This window comes from Pseudomonas sp. RIT-To-2, from assembly GCF_029623465.1.
GTDB classification, from domain to species: domain Bacteria; phylum Pseudomonadota; class Gammaproteobacteria; order Pseudomonadales; family Pseudomonadaceae; genus Aquipseudomonas; species Aquipseudomonas silvicola.
In genome coordinates this window covers 21,614-40,216 of the sequence record NZ_JAPYKM010000012.1, presented here as the reverse complement: position 1 = coordinate 40,216, position 18,603 = coordinate 21,614, and the positions used below count along the sequence as shown (strand labels likewise).

22 protein-coding genes are annotated in these 18,603 nt (G+C 66.2%); 13 read left to right on the top strand and 9 right to left on the bottom strand.

All coding sequences use genetic code 11. From position 1 onward, the window contains the following. The first annotated feature begins 8 nt into the window (after window positions 1–8). From cobO to QBK88_RS13010, 10 genes are read left to right on the top strand one after another with little or no spacing between them, the layout of a single operon-like run. Entirely contained in the window at window positions 9–620 is a 612-nt protein-coding gene (cobO, locus tag QBK88_RS13055) for a cob(I)yrinic acid a,c-diamide adenosyltransferase (protein WP_277962328.1), read from the top strand. Next, window positions 617–1,930: a cobyrinate a,c-diamide synthase gene (locus tag QBK88_RS13050; RefSeq protein ID WP_277962327.1), complete on the top strand. Its 1,314-nt coding sequence runs from the start codon at window positions 617–619 to the stop codon at window positions 1,928–1,930. The genes cobO and QBK88_RS13050 overlap by 4 nt, the downstream gene beginning before the upstream one ends. Beyond that, window positions 1,930–2,580, top strand: a complete 651-nt coding sequence (bluB, locus tag QBK88_RS13045) for a 5,6-dimethylbenzimidazole synthase (RefSeq protein WP_277962326.1) — start codon at window positions 1,930–1,932, stop codon at window positions 2,578–2,580. The genes QBK88_RS13050 and bluB overlap by 1 nt, the downstream gene beginning before the upstream one ends. After that, window positions 2,577–3,485, top strand: coding sequence for an adenosylcobinamide-phosphate synthase CbiB (cbiB, locus tag QBK88_RS13040; protein WP_277962325.1), 909 nt, complete (start codon window positions 2,577–2,579; stop codon window positions 3,483–3,485). Before bluB ends, cbiB begins: the two co-directional genes overlap by 4 nt. Next, entirely contained in the window at window positions 3,478–4,470 is a 993-nt protein-coding gene (gene cobD, locus QBK88_RS13035) for a threonine-phosphate decarboxylase CobD (protein WP_277962324.1), read from the top strand. The genes cbiB and cobD overlap by 8 nt, the downstream gene beginning before the upstream one ends. Continuing rightward, a complete protein-coding gene (locus QBK88_RS13030) occupies window positions 4,467–5,945 on the top strand; it encodes a cobyric acid synthase (RefSeq protein ID WP_277962323.1) in 1,479 nt (492 codons plus the stop codon). The genes cobD and QBK88_RS13030 overlap by 4 nt, the downstream gene beginning before the upstream one ends. Then, the gene (gene cobU / locus QBK88_RS13025) at window positions 5,933–6,454 is read left to right on the top strand and encodes a bifunctional adenosylcobinamide kinase/adenosylcobinamide-phosphate guanylyltransferase (RefSeq protein ID WP_277962322.1); all 522 of its coding nucleotides are present in this window, start codon (window positions 5,933–5,935) and stop codon (window positions 6,452–6,454) included. Before QBK88_RS13030 ends, cobU begins: the two co-directional genes overlap by 13 nt. Continuing rightward, window positions 6,451–7,506 carry a nicotinate-nucleotide--dimethylbenzimidazole phosphoribosyltransferase gene (cobT, locus tag QBK88_RS13020; RefSeq protein WP_277962321.1) on the top strand — a complete coding sequence of 352 codons (1,056 nt, stop codon included), beginning with the start codon at window positions 6,451–6,453 and terminating at the stop codon, window positions 7,504–7,506. Before cobU ends, cobT begins: the two co-directional genes overlap by 4 nt. Further along, the gene (gene cobC, locus QBK88_RS13015; protein WP_277962320.1) at window positions 7,503–8,078 is read left to right on the top strand and encodes an alpha-ribazole phosphatase family protein; all 576 of its coding nucleotides are present in this window, start codon (window positions 7,503–7,505) and stop codon (window positions 8,076–8,078) included. Before cobT ends, cobC begins: the two co-directional genes overlap by 4 nt. A 3-nt stretch (window positions 8,079–8,081) precedes the next feature. Then, complete coding sequence (locus QBK88_RS13010; protein WP_277962319.1) at window positions 8,082–8,810, top strand: adenosylcobinamide-GDP ribazoletransferase; 729 nt, start codon at window positions 8,082–8,084, stop codon at window positions 8,808–8,810. On the opposite strand, the gene QBK88_RS13005 is transcribed toward QBK88_RS13010, so the two are convergent. After that, on the bottom strand, window positions 8,794–9,657 hold the full coding sequence (locus tag QBK88_RS13005) for a DMT family transporter (protein WP_277962318.1): 864 nt from the start codon (window positions 9,655–9,657) through the stop codon (window positions 8,794–8,796). The genes QBK88_RS13010 and QBK88_RS13005 overlap by 17 nt on opposite strands. A 153-nt stretch (window positions 9,658–9,810) precedes the next feature. On the opposite strand from QBK88_RS13005, the gene QBK88_RS13000 reads away from it, so the two are divergent. Beyond that, window positions 9,811–10,617, top strand: a complete 807-nt coding sequence (locus QBK88_RS13000; RefSeq protein ID WP_268144664.1) for a UDP-2,3-diacylglucosamine diphosphatase — start codon at window positions 9,811–9,813, stop codon at window positions 10,615–10,617. 67 nt (window positions 10,618–10,684) lie between these two features. On the opposite strand, the gene QBK88_RS12995 is transcribed toward QBK88_RS13000, so the two are convergent. Continuing rightward, window positions 10,685–10,996 carry a DUF962 domain-containing protein gene (locus QBK88_RS12995; protein ID WP_268144663.1) on the bottom strand — a complete coding sequence of 104 codons (312 nt, stop codon included), beginning with the start codon at window positions 10,994–10,996 and terminating at the stop codon, window positions 10,685–10,687. Window positions 10,997–11,141: 145 nt separating this feature from the next. Between QBK88_RS12995 and QBK88_RS12990 the strand changes: the two genes are divergently transcribed. Next, entirely contained in the window at window positions 11,142–12,206 is a 1,065-nt protein-coding gene (locus QBK88_RS12990; protein WP_277962317.1) for an AraC family transcriptional regulator, read from the top strand. Here the strand turns inward: QBK88_RS12990 and QBK88_RS12985 are convergent. After that, window positions 12,163–13,617: a TrkH family potassium uptake protein gene (locus QBK88_RS12985; RefSeq protein WP_268151693.1), complete on the bottom strand. Its 1,455-nt coding sequence runs from the start codon at window positions 13,615–13,617 to the stop codon at window positions 12,163–12,165. The two genes, QBK88_RS12990 and QBK88_RS12985, sit on opposite strands and share 44 nt — an antisense overlap. 125 nt (window positions 13,618–13,742) lie before the next feature. On the opposite strand from QBK88_RS12985, the gene QBK88_RS12980 reads away from it, so the two are divergent. Next, window positions 13,743–14,300, top strand: a complete 558-nt coding sequence (locus tag QBK88_RS12980; RefSeq protein ID WP_277962316.1) for a nitroreductase family protein — start codon at window positions 13,743–13,745, stop codon at window positions 14,298–14,300. Between the two features lie 85 nt (window positions 14,301–14,385). On the opposite strand, the gene QBK88_RS12975 is transcribed toward QBK88_RS12980, so the two are convergent. From QBK88_RS12975 to QBK88_RS12950, 6 genes are all read right to left on the bottom strand, one after another. Beyond that, entirely contained in the window at window positions 14,386–15,726 is a 1,341-nt protein-coding gene (locus tag QBK88_RS12975) for a sensor histidine kinase (protein ID WP_268144658.1), read from the bottom strand. A gap of 68 nt (window positions 15,727–15,794) precedes the next feature. Beyond that, window positions 15,795–16,250: a Spy/CpxP family protein refolding chaperone gene (locus QBK88_RS12970; protein WP_268144656.1), complete on the bottom strand. Its 456-nt coding sequence runs from the start codon at window positions 16,248–16,250 to the stop codon at window positions 15,795–15,797. Between the two features lie 194 nt (window positions 16,251–16,444). After that, window positions 16,445–17,122 (bottom strand): response regulator transcription factor, encoded by a 678-nt coding sequence (locus QBK88_RS12965; protein ID WP_158156418.1) that lies wholly within the window; start codon window positions 17,120–17,122, stop codon window positions 16,445–16,447. 7 nt (window positions 17,123–17,129) lie between these two features. After that, entirely contained in the window at window positions 17,130–17,477 is a 348-nt protein-coding gene (locus QBK88_RS12960; protein ID WP_268144654.1) for a translation initiation factor 2, read from the bottom strand. A 170-nt stretch (window positions 17,478–17,647) separates the two neighbouring features. Continuing rightward, window positions 17,648–17,947, bottom strand: a complete 300-nt coding sequence (locus tag QBK88_RS12955; RefSeq protein ID WP_158156422.1) for a YciI family protein — start codon at window positions 17,945–17,947, stop codon at window positions 17,648–17,650. A 1-nt stretch (window position 17,948) separates the two neighbouring features. Beyond that, window positions 17,949–18,545, bottom strand: a complete 597-nt coding sequence (locus QBK88_RS12950; protein WP_268144652.1) for a septation protein A — start codon at window positions 18,543–18,545, stop codon at window positions 17,949–17,951. Window positions 18,546–18,603 lie beyond the last annotated feature (58 nt).

Below are 18,603 nucleotides of genomic sequence, written 5' to 3'. Positions count from 1 at the left end.
GAGCTGCCATGAGTGAATCCCTGGAACGTGAAGAGCGCCATCTGGCGCGCATGCTGCGCAAGAAGGCGGTCATCGACGAGCGTATTGCCAATGCCCCCAATGAATGCGGGTTGCTGCTGGTATTGGGCGGCAATGGCAAGGGCAAGAGCAGTTCGGCTTTCGGCATGCTCGCCCGCGCCATGGGCCACGGCATGCAGTGTGGCGTGGTGCAGTTCATCAAGGGCCGCAATGCCACCGGTGAGGAGCTGTTTTTCCGCCGTTTCCCCGAGCAGGTGCGCTACCACGTGATGGGCGAAGGCTTCACCTGGGAAACCCAGGATCGCCAGCGTGACATCGCCGCCGCGCAAGCCGCCTGGGCGGTGTCCCGCCAGTTGCTGCGCGACGAGAGCATTGGCCTGGTGATCCTCGACGAACTGAACATCGCCCTCAAGCACGGCTACCTGGACCTGGAGCAGGTACTCGCCGACCTGCAGGCGCGCCCGCCCATGCAGCACGTGGTGGTGACCGGCCGCGGTGCCAAGGACGAGCTGGTGGAATTGGCTGATACCGTGACCGAGATGGGCATGGTCAAGCACGCTTTCCAGGCCGGCATCCGTGCCCAGAAGGGCATCGAACTATGACCCAGCCGCGTCATTGCCCGGCGGTACTGATCGCCGCGCCGGCGTCAGGCCAGGGCAAGACCACCGTCACCGCCGCCTTGGCGCGCCTGCATCGCAACCAGGGCCGCAAGGTGCGGGTATTCAAGTGCGGGCCGGATTTCCTCGACCCGATGATCCTGGAGCGTGCCAGCGGCGCCCCGGTGTACCAGCTCGACCTGTGGATGGTGGGCGCCGACGAGAGCCGTCGCCTGCTGTGGGAAGCGGCGGCCGAAGCTGACCTGATCCTGATCGAAGGGGTGATGGGGCTGTTCGATGGCACCCCTTCCAGCGCCGACCTGGCGCGCCATTTCGGTGTGCCTGTGTTGGGCGTGATCGACGGCACCGCCATGGCCCAGACCTTCGGCGCCCTGGCCCTGGGCCTGGCGCGTTACCAGCCCGACCTGCCATTCGCCGGGGTACTGGCCAACCGCGTCGGCACCTTGCGCCACGCGCAGTTGCTCGAAGGCAGCCTGACCGAAGGCCTGCGCTGGTACGGCGCCCTGTCGCGGGAAACCGGTATTGAACTGCCCAGCCGCCACCTGGGCCTGGTGCAAGCCAGCGAGCTCAACGACCTGGACCTGCGCCTGGACGCTGCCGCCGCGGCCCTGGCCGACAGCTGCGAGGTGGCGCTGCCGCCACCGGTGGCCTTCGCCGCGCCGACCCCGGTGCCTTGCGAGCCGCTGCTAGCGGGTGTGCGCATTGCCGTGGCCCGTGACGAAGCCTTTGCCTTTACCTATGGCGCCAGCCTGGACCTGCTGCGGGCCATGGGCGCGCAGTTGAGTTTCTTCTCGCCCCTTCACGATGGGCGCTTGCCTGCGTGTGACAGCCTCTACCTGCCGGGTGGCTACCCGGAACTGCACCACCCGACGCTGGCGGCCAACACTTCGATGCTGAGCGATATCCGTGAACACCATGCCGCGGGCAAACCGCTGCTGGCCGAATGTGGCGGCATGCTGTACCTGCTCGACGCCCTCACCGATGTCGACGGCGTGCGCGCCGACTTGCTGGGGCTGCTGCCGGGCGAAGCCGTGATGCAAAAGCGCCTGGCGGCCCTGGCCCTGCAAGCGGTGGAGTTGCCGGAGGGCACCCTGCGTGGTCACACCTACCATCATTCGCTGACCCGTACCGAATTGACGCCCATCGCCCGTGGCTTGAGCCCCAACGGCGGCCGTGGCGCCGAGGCGGTCTACCGCCTGGGGCGCTTGACGGCTTCTTATGTGCACTTCTATTTTCCTTCGAACCCGGCGGCCATCGCTGCCCTGTTCCGCCCCACAGGGGCCATGCCTGCCTGATGAATGACAACGCCTACACCCCCGCCGAGCGCGCGGCGGTCTACCGAGCCATCGGTGAACGCCGCGACATGCGCCATTTCGCCGGCGGTACCATTGCCCCCGAACTGCTGACCCGCCTGCTGCATGCGGCACACCAGGCCCCAAGCGTCGGCCTGATGCAGCCCTGGCGCTTTATCCGTATCAGCCAGCGTGAGTTGCGCGGCCAGATCCAGGGCGTGGTGGAAGCCGAGCGCGTGCGCACCGCCGAGGCACTGGGCGAACGCTCCGATGAGTTCATGAAACTCAAGGTCGAAGGTATCAGCGATTGCGCCGAAGTGCTGGTGGCGGCGTTGATGGACGGCCGTGAGCGGCACATTTTCGGCCGCCGTACGCTGCCGGAGATGGACCTGGCGTCGTTGTCCTGCGCCATCCAGAACCTGTGGCTGGCGGCCCGTGCCGAGGGGCTGGGCATGGGCTGGGTGTCGCTGTTCGACCCACAGGCACTGGCCGCGCTGCTGGGCCTGCCCGAAGGCGCCAAGCCCATGGCGGTGCTGTGCCTGGGGCCGGTGACCGAGTTCTACCCGTCGCCCATGCTGGTGATGGAAGGCTGGGCCGAGGAAAAACCCCTGAGCGAGATGCTCTACGAAAACCATTGGGGAGTGAAACCATGAGTGTGGCCCTGGTCACCGTCGCCGGCGTGGCGCTGGACGCCTTGCTCGGCGAACCCAAGCGCCGCCACCCGCTGGTGGCGTTCGGGCGCCTGGCCGACCGCCTGGAGCGCCGTTTCAACAGCGGTGGCCGCGGCTGGCGCAGCCATGGTGTGACGGCCTGGTTCCTGGCGGTCATCCCGCTGACCCTGGCGGCGACGCTGCTGTCCTGGCTGCCTTATATGGGTACCCTGGTGGAAATACTCGCGCTGTATTGCGCCCTTGGCCTGCGCAGCCTCGGCGAGCACGTCGAGCCGGTGGCCCAGGCCCTGCGCAGCGACGATCTGGACGCCGCGCGCACCCGCGTGGGCTACCTGGTCAGCCGCCAGACCAGTGAACTGGACGCCACCGCAGTGGCCCGCGCCGCCACCGAGTCGGTACTGGAAAACGGCAGCGATGCGGTATTCGCCGCGCTGTTCTGGTTCGCCGTGGCCGGGGCGCCAGGTGTGGTGCTGTACCGCCTGAGCAACACCCTGGACGCCATGTGGGGCTACCGGAACGAGCGCTTCGAGCGTTTTGGCTGGGCAGCAGCGCGTATCGACGACGTCCTCAACTATGTGCCTGCACGGTTGGTGGCCCTGACCTATGCCTTGCTGGGCAAGACCCGCCTGGCCCTGCGCTGCTGGCGGCAGCAGGCGCCGAAATGGGACAGCCCCAACGCTGGCCCGGTCATGGCCGCTGGTGCCGGTGCCCTGGGCGTCGAGTTGGGTGGCCCGGCCATTTACCACGGCGAGCTGCACGAGCGCGCGACCCTGGGCGAAGGTCCGGCCGCTGATGCTTCGGCCATCGACCGTGGCTGGCAACTGGTGCAGCGCGGCGTATGGCTGTGGCTGCTGATTCTGTGCATCGGGGGGCAATATTATGCTTGAGCATGGCGGCGGGCTGCGCAAGGCAGCGCAGTACTATGGCATTCCCGAGCGCGAGTGGTTGGACCTGTCCACAGGCCTCGCGCCCTGGCCCTGGGCGATCCCGGCCATACCCGAACGCGCCTGGGCCCGCCTGCCGGAAACCGACGATGGCCTGGAAGCGGCCGCCTGCGCCTATTACGGCGTGAACCAGGTATTGCCGGTACCGGGTTCCCAGTGTGCCATCCAGTTGCTGCCGCGCCTGCGCCGTGGCGGCAAGATCGGCGTGCTGTCGCCGTGCTACGCCGAACACGCCGAGGCCTGGCGGCGTGCCGGCCACCTGGTGCGCGAAGTCAGCGAGAGCGAGGTGGACTTCTTCCTCGACAGCCTCGATGTGCTGGTGGTGGTCAACCCCAACAACCCCACCGGTCGCCTGTTGCCTGCCGAGCGCCTGCTGGACTGGCATGCGCGCCTGGCCCAGCGCGGGGGCTGGCTGGTGGTGGACGAAGCCTTCGTCGACGTCACGCCCGAGGCCAGCCTGGCGGCCCATGTGGAGCGCCCCGGGCTGATCGTGTTGCGCTCTTTCGGCAAATTTTTCGGCCTGGCCGGGGTGCGCCTGGGCTTCGTCCTGGCCCAGGCCAGGTTCCTGCAACTGCTGGGCGAGCAGGTGGGGCCCTGGGCGGTCAGTGGTCCCACGCGCATCCTTGGCCAGGCTTGCCTGAGCGATACCGCCGGGCACCAGCAGCGCATCGAGCGTAGCCGCCTGGCCGGTGTGCGCCTGGCCAACCTGCTGGGGCGCCACGACCTGGCGCCCCACGGCGGCTGCGCACTGTTCCAGTGGCTGGTCACCGACAAGGCCGAAGTGCTCAAGGACTTCCTGGCCCTGCGCGGCATCCTGATTCGTCTATTCGTGGCCACCAGCAGCGTGCGTTTCGGCCTGCCGGCCGAGGAAGCCGACTGGGTGCGGCTGGAACAGGGCCTGCGGGCGTTCAACGAGGCGTATTCATGACAACCCTGATGGTGCAGGGCACCACCTCCGACGCCGGCAAGAGCACCCTGGTGACGGCCCTGTGCCGCTGGCTGACCCGCCAGGGCGTGGCCGTGGTGCCATTCAAGCCGCAGAACATGGCGCTCAACAGTGCCGTGACCGCCGATGGCGGCGAGATCGGTCGCGCCCAGGCCGTGCAGGCCCAGGCGGCGTACCTGCAACCGCATACCGACATGAACCCGGTGCTGCTCAAGCCCAACAGCGACACCGGCGCCCAAGTGATCATCCACGGCCGCGCGGTCACTACCATGAACGCCGTGGCGTACCACGACTACAAGGCCATCGCCATGCAGGCGGTGCTGGCTTCCCATCAGCGCCTGGCCGCGCAATACGACGTGGTCATGGTGGAAGGCGCCGGATCACCGGCCGAGATCAACCTGCGGGCGGGTGACATTGCCAACATGGGCTTCGCCGAGAAAGTCGACTGCCCGGTGCTGCTGATCGCCGACATCAACCGCGGCGGGGTATTCGCCCATCTGGTCGGTACCCTGGAGTTGCTGTCGCCCAGCGAACAGGCGCGGGTGCAGGGCTTCATCATCAACCGGTTCCGCGGTGACCTGGCCTTGCTGCAACCCGGCCTGGACTGGCTGGAGGCGCGCACCGGCAAGCCGGTGATCGGCGTGCTGCCCTATGTGCTCGACCTGCACCTGGAGGCCGAGGACGGCCTGGACCGCCGCCAGGCCGACAAGGCCGCCCAGGTGCTCAAGGTGATCGTGCCGGTGCTGCCGCGCATCAGCAACCACACCGATTTCGACCCGCTGCGCCTGCACCCCCAGGTCGACCTGCAGTTCATCGGCCCTGGCGACAGCATTCCGCCGGCCGACCTGATCATCCTGCCCGGCTCCAAGAGCGTGCGCAGTGACCTGGCTTACCTGCGCGCCGAAGGCTGGGACGGCGCCATCGCTCGCCACCTGCGCTACGGCGGCAAGCTGCTGGGCATCTGCGGTGGCCTGCAGATGCTCGGCCAGCAGGTGCATGACCCGCTGGGCCTGGAAGGCCCGGCCGGGTCCAGCGCCGGGCTCGGCTTGCTGGGGTTTGAAACCACCCTGGAAAGCGAGAAGCAACTGCGCAACGTGCGCGGGCGCCTGAGCCTGGAGGACGCCGACGTGGCCGGCTATGAAATTCATGCCGGGGTCACCCGCGGCCCGGCTCTGAGCCAGCCACTGGTGCACCTGGACGATGGCCGCAGCGACGGTGCCATCAGTGACGACGGCCACGTGATGGGCACCTACCTGCACGGGCTGTTCGAATACCCGGCCTCCAGCAGCGCACTGCTGCGCTGGGCTGGCCTTGAGAACGTGCAGGACGTGGATTACCACGCCCTGCGCGAAGTGGACATCGAGCGCCTGGCCGACCTGGTGGAAAACCACCTGGATACCCAGCGTCTGCGGGCCTTGTGCGGCCTGCAAGAGAGTACAGCCCCATGCAGCAACTGATTCTCGGCGGCGCCCGCTCGGGCAAGAGCCGCCTGGCCGAACAGCGGGCTGCCGACAGCGGCCTGGCCGTGACCTACATCGCCACCAGCCAGCCATTGGACGGGGAAATGAATGCCCGAGTGCAACTGCACCGCGAGCGTCGCCCGGCCCATTGGGCGCTGGTGGAAGAACCCCTGGAACTGGCGCGGGTGCTGCGCGAGCACGCCAGCCCCGAGCGCTGTCTGTTGGTGGACTGCCTGACCCTGTGGCTGACCAACCTGCTGATGGTCGAAGACCCCCACCGCCTGGCCGCCGAGCGCGATGCGCTGTTGCAGTGCCTGGCCGGCCTGCCCGGTGAAATCATCTTTGTCAGCAACGAGACCGGCCTGGGCGTCGTGCCCCTGGGCGAATTGACCCGTCGCTATGTCGACGAGGCCGGCTGGTTGCATCAGGCCCTGGCCGAACGCTGCCAGCGTGTGACGCTGACCGTGGCCGGGCTGCCCCTTACCTTGAAAGGAACCGACGCATGAGCAATGCCTGGTGGCTGCAACCTTGCCAGCCCATCGATACCCTGACGCTGCAACAGGCCCAGGAGCGCCAGCGCCAGCTGACCAAGCCAGCCGGTTCCCTGGGCCCGCTGGAAGACGTGGCCGTGCAACTGGCGGGCCTTCAGCAGCGCCTGAAGCCGGCGGTGGACAAGGTCTGGATCAGTATCTTCGCCGGTGACCACGGCATCGTCGCCGAGGGGGTGTCGCCTTACCCTCAGGAAGTCACCTGGCAAATGCTGCTCAACTTCGTCAACGGCGGCGCGGCCATCAGCGTCCTGGCCCGGCAGTTGAACGCGCAGCTTGAAGTGGTCGACCTGGGCACCGCGTCCTCGGTGGACAACCTGCCTGGCGTGCGCCACGAACGCGTGGGCCCTGGCACTCGCAACTTCGCCGTTGAACCGGCCATGTCCCGCGAGCAGGGCGAACAGGCGCTGCAAGTGGGGCGTGACAGCGTGCAGCGCGCCCTGGCGGCAGGCACCCAGCTGTTCATTGGTGGCGAAATGGGCATCGGCAATACCAGCTCGGCGGCCGCCTTGGCCTGCGCCTTGCTCGACTGCCCCATCACTGACCTGGCCGGCCCGGGTACTGGCCTGGATGCCGCAGGCGTCAGCCACAAGGCCCAGGTTATCCAGCGCGCGCTGGACACCCACGCCGGTCTGCCCAGCGAGCCACTGGAGCGCCTGTTCTGCTTCGGCGGTTTCGAGGTGGTGGCCTTGGTGGGCGCCTACCTGGCGTGCGCCCAGGCTGGCATCGCCGTGCTGGTGGACGGTTATATCTGCACCGTCGCGGCCTTGGTGGCCACGCGCCTGAACCCTTCGTGCCGGCCGTGGTTGCTGTTCGGCCACCGGGGTGCCGAGCCGGGCCACCGCCACGTGCTCGCCGCCCTGGACGCCCGGCCGTTGCTGGACCTGGGCCTGCGCCTGGGCGAGGCCAGCGGTGCCGCCCTGGCCGTGCCGCTGTTGCGCCTGGCCTGCGACCTGCACGGGCAGATGGCGACCTTCGCCGAAGCCGCGGTGGCGGACCGCAGCGAATGAGCCTGACGCTGGACCTGCTGCGCCATGGCGAAACCGAACTGGGCGGCGGCCTGCGCGGCAGCCTCGATGATGCCCTGACCGCTCGCGGCTGGCAGCAGATGCAGGATGCCGTGGCCGAGCGCGGGCCGTGGGACCGCATCATCAGTTCGCCGCTGCAGCGCTGCCGGCTGTTCGCCGAAGCACTGGCGGCCCGCCGGCAACTGCCCCTGAGCCTTGAACCCGGTCTGCAGGAACTGCACTTCGGTGACTGGGAGGGGCGCAGCGCCGCCGAGCTGATGAAGACCGATGAGCGCGGCCTGGGGTTGTTCTGGTCCGACCCTTACGGTTTCACCCCGCCCAACGGTGAACCGGTGCTGGATTTCAGTACGCGGGTGCTGGGTGCGGTAGCGCGGCTGCACCAGGCCTGGCCCGGCCAGCGCCTGCTGGTGGTGAGCCATGGCGGCGTCATGCGCTTGTTGCTGGCCCGCGCCCGGGGCCTGCCGCGGGAACAACTGCTGTCGGTGGAGGCAGGCAATGGCAGCCTGTTTACCCTGACGCGCCTGGCCGATGGCCAACTGCACGAAGAGGGCTGATGCATGTTGCCGTTCTGGATTGCCCTGCAGTTCCTCAGCAGCCTGCCGGTACGCCTGGCAGGCATGCCGCCGCCCCAGGCCATGGGCCGCTCGTTGTTGTGCTACCCCTTGGTCGGCCTGCTGTTCGGCGGGCTGTTGTGGGCGCTGAACCTGGTGCTGGCCGGAACGCCAGCGCTGCTGCATGCGGCTTTGTTGCTGGCCGCGTGGGTGCTGCTCAGTGGTGGCCTGCACCTGGACGGCCTGGCCGATAGCGCCGATGCCTGGCTGGGCGGCTTCGGCGACCGCGCTCGCACCCTGGAGATCATGAAGGACCCGCGTAGCGGCCCGATCGCTGTGGTGACGCTGGTGCTGGTGTTGTTGCTCAAATTCTGCGCCCTGCTGGCGGTGGTCGACGGTGGCCATGCCCAGGTGCTGCTGATCGCGCCGCTGCTGGGGCGGGCGTCGCTTTTGGGCCTGTTTCTCACTACCCCCTACGTACGCGCGGGAGGCCTGGGCCAGGCGTTGGCCGATCACTTGCCGCGGGCCGCTGGGCGGGGCGTGCTGTTGGTGAGTGTCGCCGCCTGCTGGCTGCTGGCGGGTTTCAAGGGCTTGGCCATGGTCGCGGTGGCGGTGCTGATCGGTGCCTGGTTGCGCCGGCAGATGTGTCGGCGCCTGGGGGGCACGACCGGCGACACCGCCGGGGCGTTGCTGGAACTGCTGGAAATGGCCGTTCTGGTCAGTTGGGCCCTTTAGGGTTGGGTGCCCTGCTGGACAGTACGATTGCCGCGAAGATCAATACGCCGCCTGCCAGCATGCGCGCCGTTGGCGTTTCGCTGAAGAACACCCAGGCAAAGGCAATGCCGTAGACCGGTTCCAGGGCGAACACCACCGCCGCGGTGCGCGCCTTGATCACCGCCAGGCTGGCGACGAAAAGGCTGTGGGCAAGGCCGGTACAGAATACCCCCAGCAGGCCGATCCATAGCCAGTCCATGGCGCCCAAGGTGGCCAATTGCGGCACGGCCAGGGGCGCCAGGCACACCGCCACCACCGCGTTCTGGCACAGCGCTGCCTGAACCGGCGGAACACGGTCGCCACTGGCGCGGTTCACCAGCGACAGCACCGCGAATGTCAGCCCTGAGAGCATGGCCCACAACAGGCCAGTGGTGGCCTGGCTGGCGAGGTCGAACGCCGGCGTCACCAGGATCAGGCCGACGCTTACCATCAGCACCAGCATGACTTCCCTGAGGTGGATACGCTCACGAAACACCAGGCCTTCCAGCAGCACGGTGAATGCCGGGAAGCTGGCGAACCCCAGTGTCGCCACCGCCACCCCGGCGACCTTCACCGCGATAAAGAATGTGACCCAGTGGCCGGTCAACAGCACCCCGGCGGCCAGCAGCCGCCCCCAGTCACCCCGCCTCAGCGGTTGCCAGCCACGCCGCGTGAGCCGGGCAAACGCCGCCAGGGCCAACACCGCGAATGCCGCGCGGCCCATCACGATGACCACGGCGCTGGCGTTGGCCAGCTTGCCGAACACCCCGGCCAGGCCGAAGAACAACGCGCCGATATGCAGGGCGCCAAGCGCGGTACGGGGAGTCATGGGCATCCTTGCTGTGGTGGGGGTAGGCCAGCCCTGTTTGGTCGCTTTGGATCGGTAAGACACCGATTGGCTTGTCACACCATTGTTGCATGCCTGTCATGGTCATTTCACGGCGCAGTCGCAAGCTTGTGCAAATCCCGACGGAGCTTGCCCATGACCAGCGCCCAGTTTCCCAAGTCCAGCGGCAAGCAGCGTGTTCGCACGTTGTGGATATCCGATGTACACCTGGGCACCCGCGACTGCCAGGCCGAGCACCTGTCGCGTTTTCTAAAGGCGTACCATGCCGACCGCATCTACCTGGTGGGCGACATCATCGACGGCTGGAAGATGCGCAGTGGCATGTATTGGCCCCAGGCGCACACCAATGTGATTCGCCGCCTGTTGACCATGGCCAAGCGCGGTACTGAAGTGATCTACGTCACGGGCAACCACGACGAGTTCCTGCGCCGCTATTCGAAACTGATGCTGGGCAATATCCAGTTGGTCGACCAAGCCGAACACCTGACCGCCGATGGTCGCCGGCTGCTGGTCATCCATGGAGACCAGTTCGATGTCATCACCCGTTACCACCGGTGGCTGGCATTCCTGGGGGACTCGGCCTACGAGTTCACGCTTACCCTGAACCGCTGGCTGAACCATTGGCGGGCGCGTTATGGCTACGGGTACTGGTCGCTGTCGGCGTACCTCAAGCACAAGGTCAAGACCGCGGTCAGTTTCATCAGCGACTTCGAGGAAGCCATTGCCCACGAGTGCGTCAAGCGTGGTTTCCACGGTGTGGTATGCGGGCACATCCACCATGCCGAGATCCGCAAGGTGGGGGAGGTCGAGTACCTCAATTGCGGGGACTGGGTAGAGTCCTGCACGGCACTGATCGAACACTGGGACGGCCAGATCGAACTCTACCGCCTGGCCGACGCCCAGGCCCGCCAGCAGGCTCAGCCACAACCCACTGTGGCGTGAACGCTTCTGGGGGAGCTATCTCGGTCGCACAGGGGGGCCAATTCCAGCCCCAGTGCGGCGTAACGGGTCAGAACCCCACCTTGCCCACCAGCATGTCCCGGTACATCACGAAATCCCCCGCCAGGCTGTACAGCGGGTAGCGGAACGTGGCCGGGCGGTTTTTCTCGAAGAAGAAGTGCCCGGCCCAGGCGAAGCCGTAGCCGGCGATGGGCAACGCGATCAGCAGCGCCCAATTGCCGCTGCCGACGATCCACGCCACCAGGGCGATGACCAGGCTGGTGCCCACGAAGTGCAGGCGGCGGCACGTGCTGTTGCTGTGCTCGGCGAGGTAATAGGGGTAGAAATCGCTGAAACGGTCGAACTGTTGGGTAGTATTCACGACGACGGCCTCGCCTGACGATCAATGGGGCTACGTGGGACCTTATTTGAGTCTAGAGTGAACGACAAGGCGAGCCACTGACTATTGGCGCCACTTTTGTATCTTTTGACACAATCGCCGTGGTGCGGAATGGGGCAGTACAGGCATGAGTGAAAGGACCACGTCGGCCAGTTGGGCCATGGGCATCGTCAAGGCGCTGGAGCTGGAAGGGCTGGACTGCCCCGCGTTGTTTCGCCAGCTGGGGCTGGACTTCCGCGCCCTGGACGACCCCGATGCGCGCTTCACCCAGGACTCCATGACCCGCTTGTGGACCCTGGCGGTGGAACTGTCCGGCAACCCGGCCATCGGCCTGAACATGGCGCGGGTGGTACGACCGGCATCCTTTCATGTCGTGGGCTATGCCTTGATGTCCAGCCGCACCCTGGCCGAGGGTTTCGAGCGCCTGGTGCGCTACCAGCGCATCATCGCCGAAAGCGCCGACGTCTCCTTCAAGTTGCTGCCCGAGGGCTACGGCCTTATCGTCACGGTGCACGGCGATCACCTGGTCCCCACGCGCCAGAGTGCCGAGGCCTCGCTGGCCTGTGCGCTGTCACTGTGCAGCTGGCTTACCGGGCGTACCCTGCAACCGCGCAAGGTGTTGTTGCAGGGGCCCGAACCGGTGGACCTGGAGCCCTACCAACGGGCCTTCCACGCGCCCATGGCGTTCAGTGCCGTTCATGACGCGCTGATTTTCGAACGGGCCGACATGGAAGTGCCGCTGCCCACGGCCAACGAAGCCATGGCGGCGCTGCATGACCGCTTTGCCGGGGACTACCTGGCGCGCTTCACGGAAGGCCGGGTAACGCACCAGGCACGGCAGGTGCTGTGCCGGCTACTGCCCCAGGGCGAACCCAAGCGCGAAGCGGTGGCCCATGTGCTGCACCTCTCCCAGCGCACGCTGCAGCGGCGGTTGCGTGAAGAGAACACCAGCTTTCAGGCGTTGCTCGACGATACCCGCCGCGAGCTGGCGGAGCAGTACATGGCCCAGGCCCAGATGACGCTGCTGGAAGCGGCCTACCTGCTGGGCTTTGCCGACCCCAGCAACTTTTTTCGCGCCTTCCGCCGCTGGTTCGACACCACGCCCGGCGAATACCGGGCCCGCTTGCTGGGCATCGAAGCCGCGGTGGTCAATGACGCCAGAACGCTGGCATGCACAGCACCAGCACCGTGATGATCTCGAGGCGGCCCAGCAGCATGCCGCCGGACAGAATCCATTTTGCTGCCGACGGCAGGCTAGCGAAGTTGCCGGCCGGGCCGATGGTTTCTCCAAGCCCCGGGCCCACCCCCGAAACGGTGCTGGCGGCGCCGGTCAGCGCAGTCATCCAGTCCAGGCCCAGCAGCGACAACGCCAGGGCGATGCCGCTGATGGTGATGGCGAAGAAGAACGAAAACGTCAGGATCGAGCGAACGATGTCTTCATCCAGCCGGTGGCCGTTGTACTTCTGGCGGATCACCGCCCGAGGGTGAATCAACTGGTTGAGGTTGGCCTTGAGCAGGATATAGGCCACCTGGAAGCGAAAGATCTTCACCCCGCCCGCCGTCGAGCCCGAGCAACCGCCAATGAACCCCAGGTAGAAAAACAGCATCAGGGCGAAATTGCCCCACAGGCTGTAGTCACCCAGGGCGAACCCCGTGGTGGTGACCACCGAGGTCACGTTGAGCGCCACATGGCGCAGCGCGTCCCACCAGGGCAGTTGGGTCGTCCACCAGTACCAGGTGGTCATCACCAGCCAGGTCACCAGCAACAGGCCCAGAAAGCCCTGCACCTGTTCGTCCTTGAGCAACGCCCGGCGGTTGCCGCGCAGGGTGGCCACGTACAAGGTGAACGGCAGGCTGCCCAGAATCATCACCACCACCGCCACCCAGTGCACCGCCGGTTGCGACCACTTGGCCAGGGACTGGTCGGAAGTCGAGAAACCGCCGGTCGAAATCGCCGACATGGCGTGGTTGATGGCATCGAACAGGCTCATGCCCGCTGCCCAGAAGGCCAGGCTGCCCAGGGCGGTGATGCCGATGTACACCAGCACGATCGATTTGGCCACCATGTGCGAGCGCGGCATGACCTTTTCCGAGCGGTCGGAGGATTCGGTCTGGAACAGGCGCATGCCGCCCACGCGCAACAGCGGCAGGATGGCCACCGCCATGCCGATGAAGCCGATGCCGCCCAGCCAGTGCAGCAGCGAGCGCCACATCAGGATGCCGGGGCTCATGGTGTCCAGGCCGCTGAGTACCGTGGAGCCGGTGGCGGTGATGCCGGACATGCTTTCGAAGAAGGCATCGGTGTAGCTGATGTGCTCGGTGAGCACAAAGGGCAGGGCGGCGAACACGCACACCACCAGCCAGCTGCTGACGGTCAGCAGGTACATGTCCCGGGGGCGCAGGTGCACATGCTCGGGGCGCCCCGGGATGATCAGCGCCAGGCCGGCGACAAAGGTGATCAGGCTGGACCACAGGAATGATGGCAGGTCGCTGGTGTGCTGGAAAATCAGCAGCGTCGCCATGGGCACGGCCATGCTGATGGCCAGCGTGATCAGGAAGATGCCGATGATGAAACCAATGATTCGCAGGGTCGGCAACGCCATGGAGTCCGCTCGGGGCTTGAAAATGAAGGGCGCCATTCTACCTGTGGGTCCGGGCATGTAAACCCGACAGGGGTTTGCTCATTGTGTCTAGAATAGCGTTACTCAACTGTTCAGGGAGGTGGCCGATGGAGGCCCTCGACGTATTGCTCAACCGTGTTTCCGTGCCACGCCTGGTAGAACCGGCGCCCACGGCGCAGCAGCGCGAAGTGCTGTTTCAGGCCGCCCTGCGCGCGCCGGACCATGGCCAGTTGCGGCCGTGGCGGTTCCTGACGGTGGAAGGCGCGGCGCGTGAGCAGCTGGGCGAAATCCTTGCCGAAGCCGCGCGATTGAAGGGCGATGCCAGCGAGGCGGCACTGGAAAAAGCCCGCGGCATGCCGTTGCGTGCGCCGCTGGTGGTCGTGGTGGTGGCGCGCCTTCAGGATCACTTCAAGGTGCCGAAAAGCGAGCAGTTGCTGGCTGCCGGCTGCGCGGCGCAGAACATTCTGCTGGCCGCTTATGCCCAGGGCGTCGGCGCGGTCTGGCGTACCGGTGAGCTGGCCTATGCGCCTCATGTGACCAAGGGGCTGGGGCTGGCGCAGGGCGAGGAAGTCATTGCCTTCCTGTACCTGGGTACCCCGCTGAACCCGCCGCGCGAAGCGCCCAAGGTCAGCACCGCCGACTACGTCAGCGCCTGGTCGGTTTGATTCCGCGCTCCACGTAATGCGCCGCGCAACCGCGGGCGCCGCCTTTACCCGCGAGGCACATCGCGTGTGGCGCCGACGCGGTACTTCAAGCCTGGGTCACCGGCGTCAACGGCAGGTCAAGGATGGCCAGGAAACCGCCCTCCGGGTGGTTGGCCAGGGTCAGGGTACCGCCATGGCGCTCCACCGCGCGGCGGGCGATGGCAAGGCCCAGGCCGTGGCCGGCTGCGGTCTGGCCGGGAGCGCGGTAGAACGGTTCGCCCAGTTGCGCCAGGTGCTCGTCACCCACGCCGGGGCCATGGTCGCGCACGCTGATTTCCACTCGCTCGTTTTTCAACTGGGCGCCCAGTTCGATCGGCTGGCCTTCAGGGTTGAACCGCAAGGCGTTGCGCACCAGGTTGTCCACAGCCCGCTCGATCATGGTCGGCCAGCCAGTCAGGGTCAGGCCCTGTTCACACTGAATCTTGATCTGCTGCTCGGCGGCGCTGAGGCGGGCATCGTTGCGCACGCTCTTGAGCACCGTGGCCAGTTCCACCGGTTCGGCCGTGGCATGCTCGGCGTCCAGGCGGGCCAAGGTGAGAATTTCACTGATCAGCGCCTCCAGGCGGTCGCACTCGCGGGTCAGGCGTGGCCACAGGCGCTCGCGCTGTTCCGGTTCGGCGCGTTCGGCCAGGGCCAGGGCAATGCGCAGGCGCGCCAGGGGTGAACGCAGCTCGTGGGACACGTCTCGCAGCAACTGCCGCTGGCTGCCTATCAGGCTTTGCAAGCGTGCGCCCATGCGGTTGAAGTCGGTGGCCAGCACGCCGAACTCGTCACGGCGGTCGGCCAGCCGCGCCAGGCTGTTCTGCTGGTAGGTAGTCTGCCCCAGGTCATGTACCGCGCCGCGCAAGCGGCTCAGCGGGCGGGTGATGGACAGGGTCACCAGCAGGCTGAACAAGGTCAGCACCACCAGGGCGATACCCAGGGCACTCAACGGCCACACCAGGCTCTCACGGCGCCAGGCATCCAGTTCCGGGTGGGCGATACGGTAAATAAGCAGGTAGGTATCACCGGTCTTGGGGCTGGTGTACTCGGCGGTCAGGCGCCGCCATGGCAGTGGGCGGTCATCATTGCCATCGTTCTGGCGTGCTTCGAACGCGGCCGCGCGGCGGGGGAAGGTGCCAGGCACCACGGCTTCGCCCGCCTCGTTGAGCACCTGGACGTCAATGTGGTAACGCCACTTGCGCTGCTCCAGCAGTTGCTGGGCCGCGTCCTGGCCATCCTTCTCGTAGGTCGTGACCCAGGTCTCGGCCAGGTTTTTCAGGCCCGGGTGACGGCTGAGAATCCAGGTGTCCTGGTTCAGTATGTGGCCGAGCAGAATCGACAGGCCGGCGACGAGGGTGATGGCCAGCCAGAAGCTTGCCAGGATGCGCCAGAACAATGATCGCAAGGGAGTACCTCAAATGCAGAAGCCCGACACGCGTGAACGTGTCGGGCGGGGTCAACGATGAGCGAAGCTTACTGGGCTTTTTGTGCCTTTTGCGCTTTCCAGGCCTGGAATTCCTTCCATTCGGCGCGGCGCTCGTCCTGCTTCTTCTTCATTTCGTCGAACTGTTTCTGCTGAGTCGGGTTCAGCACGGCGCGGATGTCGGCGCGAGCCTTGTCATGCTTGGCCTGGATCTCGTCCTTCATCGCCTTCTGGTCGGCGGCTGGCAGTTTTTCCAGGTAGCGATGCAGCACTTCACGGTCGATGTGGCGTTCCTGGCCCATCAGTTGGCCGATCTTCTCGCGCTGTTCCGGGGTCAGGTCCAGTTTGGCGAAGCCGTCACGCGGGCCGCGCTCGTGGTGCATGCCTGGGCCGCCGAAGTCAGGGCCTGGGCCGAAACCGGGGCCGCCAGGGCCGCCTTCAGGCGCCGCCATGGCAACGGTGGGCAGGGCGGCGGCGAACATCAGAGCCATCAGGGTCTTGCGCATGGTGAATCTCCTTGTCTCGTTGCCGGTGTTAACCGGATGAGCTCAGTTTAAGGAGATCAAGGTCAGGTGCGGTCAGGGGAGCGTAAAGCTTGAGTAAAGAGAGGCAGTGGCAGCTGCAAGCCGCGAGCCTTCCGCGCCCGCTTCTGACGTGCAGCTTGCCGCTCCCCCCTGAAAGCCCCGGCCCACGGGCGGGCCTACTCGGCGTAGTAGTAGCCGCGGCTGCGCAGGGCGACGATGCGCGGGCGGCCGTCGGCGTGGGGGCCGATTTTCTTGCGCAGGTTGCTGACGTGCATGTCCAGGCTGCGGTCATACAGGGTCAGTTTGCGGCCCAGGGCAATCTGTGCCAGTTCCTGTTTGTCCAGCGGCTCGCCCGGCTGGCGCAGCAGCGCTTCGAGCAGGCGGCTTTCGGACACGGTCAGGGTGATGTCGTGCTCGTCGATGGTCACCACGCCCCGCGCCTGGCTGAAGCACAGGTCGCCCAGTTCCAGCTGCCCGCTGGTCGCGGTCGGGTGGCTGCGGCGCAGCACCGCCCGCAGGCGAGCCGTCAGTTCGCGCGGGTCGCAGGGTTTGGCCAGGTAGTCATCGGCGCCCAGCTCCAGGCCCAGGATGCGGTCCAGGGGTTCACCCCGGGCCGACAGCATCAGCACCGGCAGGTCGGCATGCTCGTTGCGCAGTTGCTTGAGCAGCTCCAGGCCGCTGCCGTCGGGCAGCATCACGTCCAGCACCACGGCGGCAGGGGACAGTTCGGCCAGGGCCTTGCGCGCGCTGGCGCCATCGTGGCAGGCACGCACCACGAAACCTTCCTGGCCCAGCCAACTGCTCAGGAGCTCGCACAGCTCCACGTCATCATCAATCAGTAACAGATCGCTCATGAAACTCTCAATTCAACCATTGCCGACGTTGTCTACGCCCGCCGCTGATAAAGATACCGCACAGGGCGGCCAACAAGGCTACACCCGCGCCCGTGACAAACCATTGCTGTTGTTCGGTCAACAGCCGTACGCCAGGGGCGGCCTTGGCCTGGGCTTCCTGCAATTGCAGTTTGAGCCGCTGGTTTTCCTGACTCAGCGCCGCCCGCAGGCGTTCGCCTTCGTTCAGCCGTTGCTGCAGCTCGTCGAGCTGCGGTCTGTTGGTCAGGGACAAGGGCGTCGAACCATCGTCGGCTTGGGCATCGCTGGCGCCCAGCAGCAGCACGAGCAACAGCGAAAACAGCAGACTCTGGCGCATAGTGACTCCTTATTCTGTCGATTGTTCGGCAGGTTGTCGGCAGCCACGGGCGAATGATGAGGCAATGGGGCGATGCAAAGGGCGAAATGTGCGTTCTGCAGGCACTGGCCTGCCGGCGAGCTTTTTCGGACACAGCTCGCTGGCAAGCCAGCGCCTGCAGACCCAGGCCGTTACGGCAGGGTTTGCTTGAACGGTTTGACCAGCACGTCAGCGTAGACACCGGCTTCCACGAACGGGTCGGCACCGGCCCACTCCTGCGCGGCGGCCAGGGATTCGAACTCGGCGACGATCAGGCTCCCGGAGAAGCCGGCGGCGCCCGGGTCGTTGCTGTCTACCGCCGGGTGCGGGCCGGCCAGGACCAGACGGCCGTCGTCCTTGAGTTTTTCCAGGCGCGCCAGGTGAGCCGGGCGAACGCTCAGGCGTTTTTCCAGCGAGTCAGGCGTGTCGGTGGCAATGATTGCGTAGAGCATGTCAGTCCTCGGTCTTCGGGGTAGTGGTATCTGCGTCATGCATGTGGCGGGACAGGTAGATACCCTGGCCCACCAGGAACAGCAGGGTCATGCCCAGGCTGCCGAACACCTTGAAATCCACCCAGATGCTCTGGAAGGTGAAGGCCACGAACAGGTTGGCGGCACCGCTGAACAGAAAAAACACGATCCAGGCGACGTTCAGGCGCGCCCATACCCCATCGGGCAGGGTCAGGGCGTGGCCCATCAGGCGCTTGATCAGCAAGCGGTCACCGATGAAGTGGCTACCGGCGAACGCCAGGGCGAACAGCCAGTTGACCACCGGCGCCTTCCATTTCAGAAACGTCTCGCTGTGAAAGGCCAGGGTCAGGCTGCCGAACACCAGGCACGCAGCGAGGGTCAGCCACTGGCTCTTCTCCAGCTTGCGCTGGGTGATGAACAGAATGCCGTAGACGATGATGGAACTGGCGATCAGCACGCCGGTGGCGCTGAAGATGCCGCCCAGGGTCACCTGCTGGCCGGCGACTTCGACGGTGCGCGGGTCAAGCTTGTAGACGATGAAAAACAGGAACAGCGGGATGAAATCGATGAATTGTTTCACAGTGGCAGCCAGAAGCAGGATGTGACGGCATAATAACAAACATCAAAGACAGCGAAAG

Coding starts and splice junctions, on each gene's coding strand:
- QBK88_RS13030 (WP_277962323.1), top strand. CDS start 4,467: ATGACAACCCTGATGGTGCAGGGCACCACCTCCGACGCCGGCAAGAGC.
- QBK88_RS13010 (WP_277962319.1), top strand. CDS start 8,082: ATGTTGCCGTTCTGGATTGCCCTGCAGTTCCTCAGCAGCCTGCCGGTA.
- cobO (WP_277962328.1), top strand. CDS start 9: ATGAGTGAATCCCTGGAACGTGAAGAGCGCCATCTGGCGCGCATGCTG.
- cobD (WP_277962324.1), top strand. CDS start 3,478: ATGCTTGAGCATGGCGGCGGGCTGCGCAAGGCAGCGCAGTACTATGGC.
- QBK88_RS13050 (WP_277962327.1), top strand. CDS start 617: ATGACCCAGCCGCGTCATTGCCCGGCGGTACTGATCGCCGCGCCGGCG.
- bluB (WP_277962326.1), top strand. CDS start 1,930: ATGAATGACAACGCCTACACCCCCGCCGAGCGCGCGGCGGTCTACCGA.
- cbiB (WP_277962325.1), top strand. CDS start 2,577: ATGAGTGTGGCCCTGGTCACCGTCGCCGGCGTGGCGCTGGACGCCTTG.
- QBK88_RS12990 (WP_277962317.1), top strand. CDS start 11,142: ATGAGTGAAAGGACCACGTCGGCCAGTTGGGCCATGGGCATCGTCAAG.
- QBK88_RS12965 (WP_158156418.1), bottom strand. CDS start 17,122: ATGAGCGATCTGTTACTGATTGATGATGACGTGGAGCTGTGCGAGCTC.
- QBK88_RS12970 (WP_268144656.1), bottom strand. CDS start 16,250: ATGCGCAAGACCCTGATGGCTCTGATGTTCGCCGCCGCCCTGCCCACC.
- QBK88_RS13005 (WP_277962318.1), bottom strand. CDS start 9,657: ATGACTCCCCGTACCGCGCTTGGCGCCCTGCATATCGGCGCGTTGTTC.
- cobU (WP_277962322.1), top strand. CDS start 5,933: ATGCAGCAACTGATTCTCGGCGGCGCCCGCTCGGGCAAGAGCCGCCTG.
- QBK88_RS12955 (WP_158156422.1), bottom strand. CDS start 17,947: ATGCTCTACGCAATCATTGCCACCGACACGCCTGACTCGCTGGAAAAA.
- QBK88_RS12980 (WP_277962316.1), top strand. CDS start 13,743: ATGGAGGCCCTCGACGTATTGCTCAACCGTGTTTCCGTGCCACGCCTG.
- cobC (WP_277962320.1), top strand. CDS start 7,503: ATGAGCCTGACGCTGGACCTGCTGCGCCATGGCGAAACCGAACTGGGC.
- QBK88_RS12985 (WP_268151693.1), bottom strand. CDS start 13,617: ATGGCGTTGCCGACCCTGCGAATCATTGGTTTCATCATCGGCATCTTC.
- cobT (WP_277962321.1), top strand. CDS start 6,451: ATGAGCAATGCCTGGTGGCTGCAACCTTGCCAGCCCATCGATACCCTG.
- QBK88_RS12960 (WP_268144654.1), bottom strand. CDS start 17,477: ATGCGCCAGAGTCTGCTGTTTTCGCTGTTGCTCGTGCTGCTGCTGGGC.
- QBK88_RS13000 (WP_268144664.1), top strand. CDS start 9,811: ATGACCAGCGCCCAGTTTCCCAAGTCCAGCGGCAAGCAGCGTGTTCGC.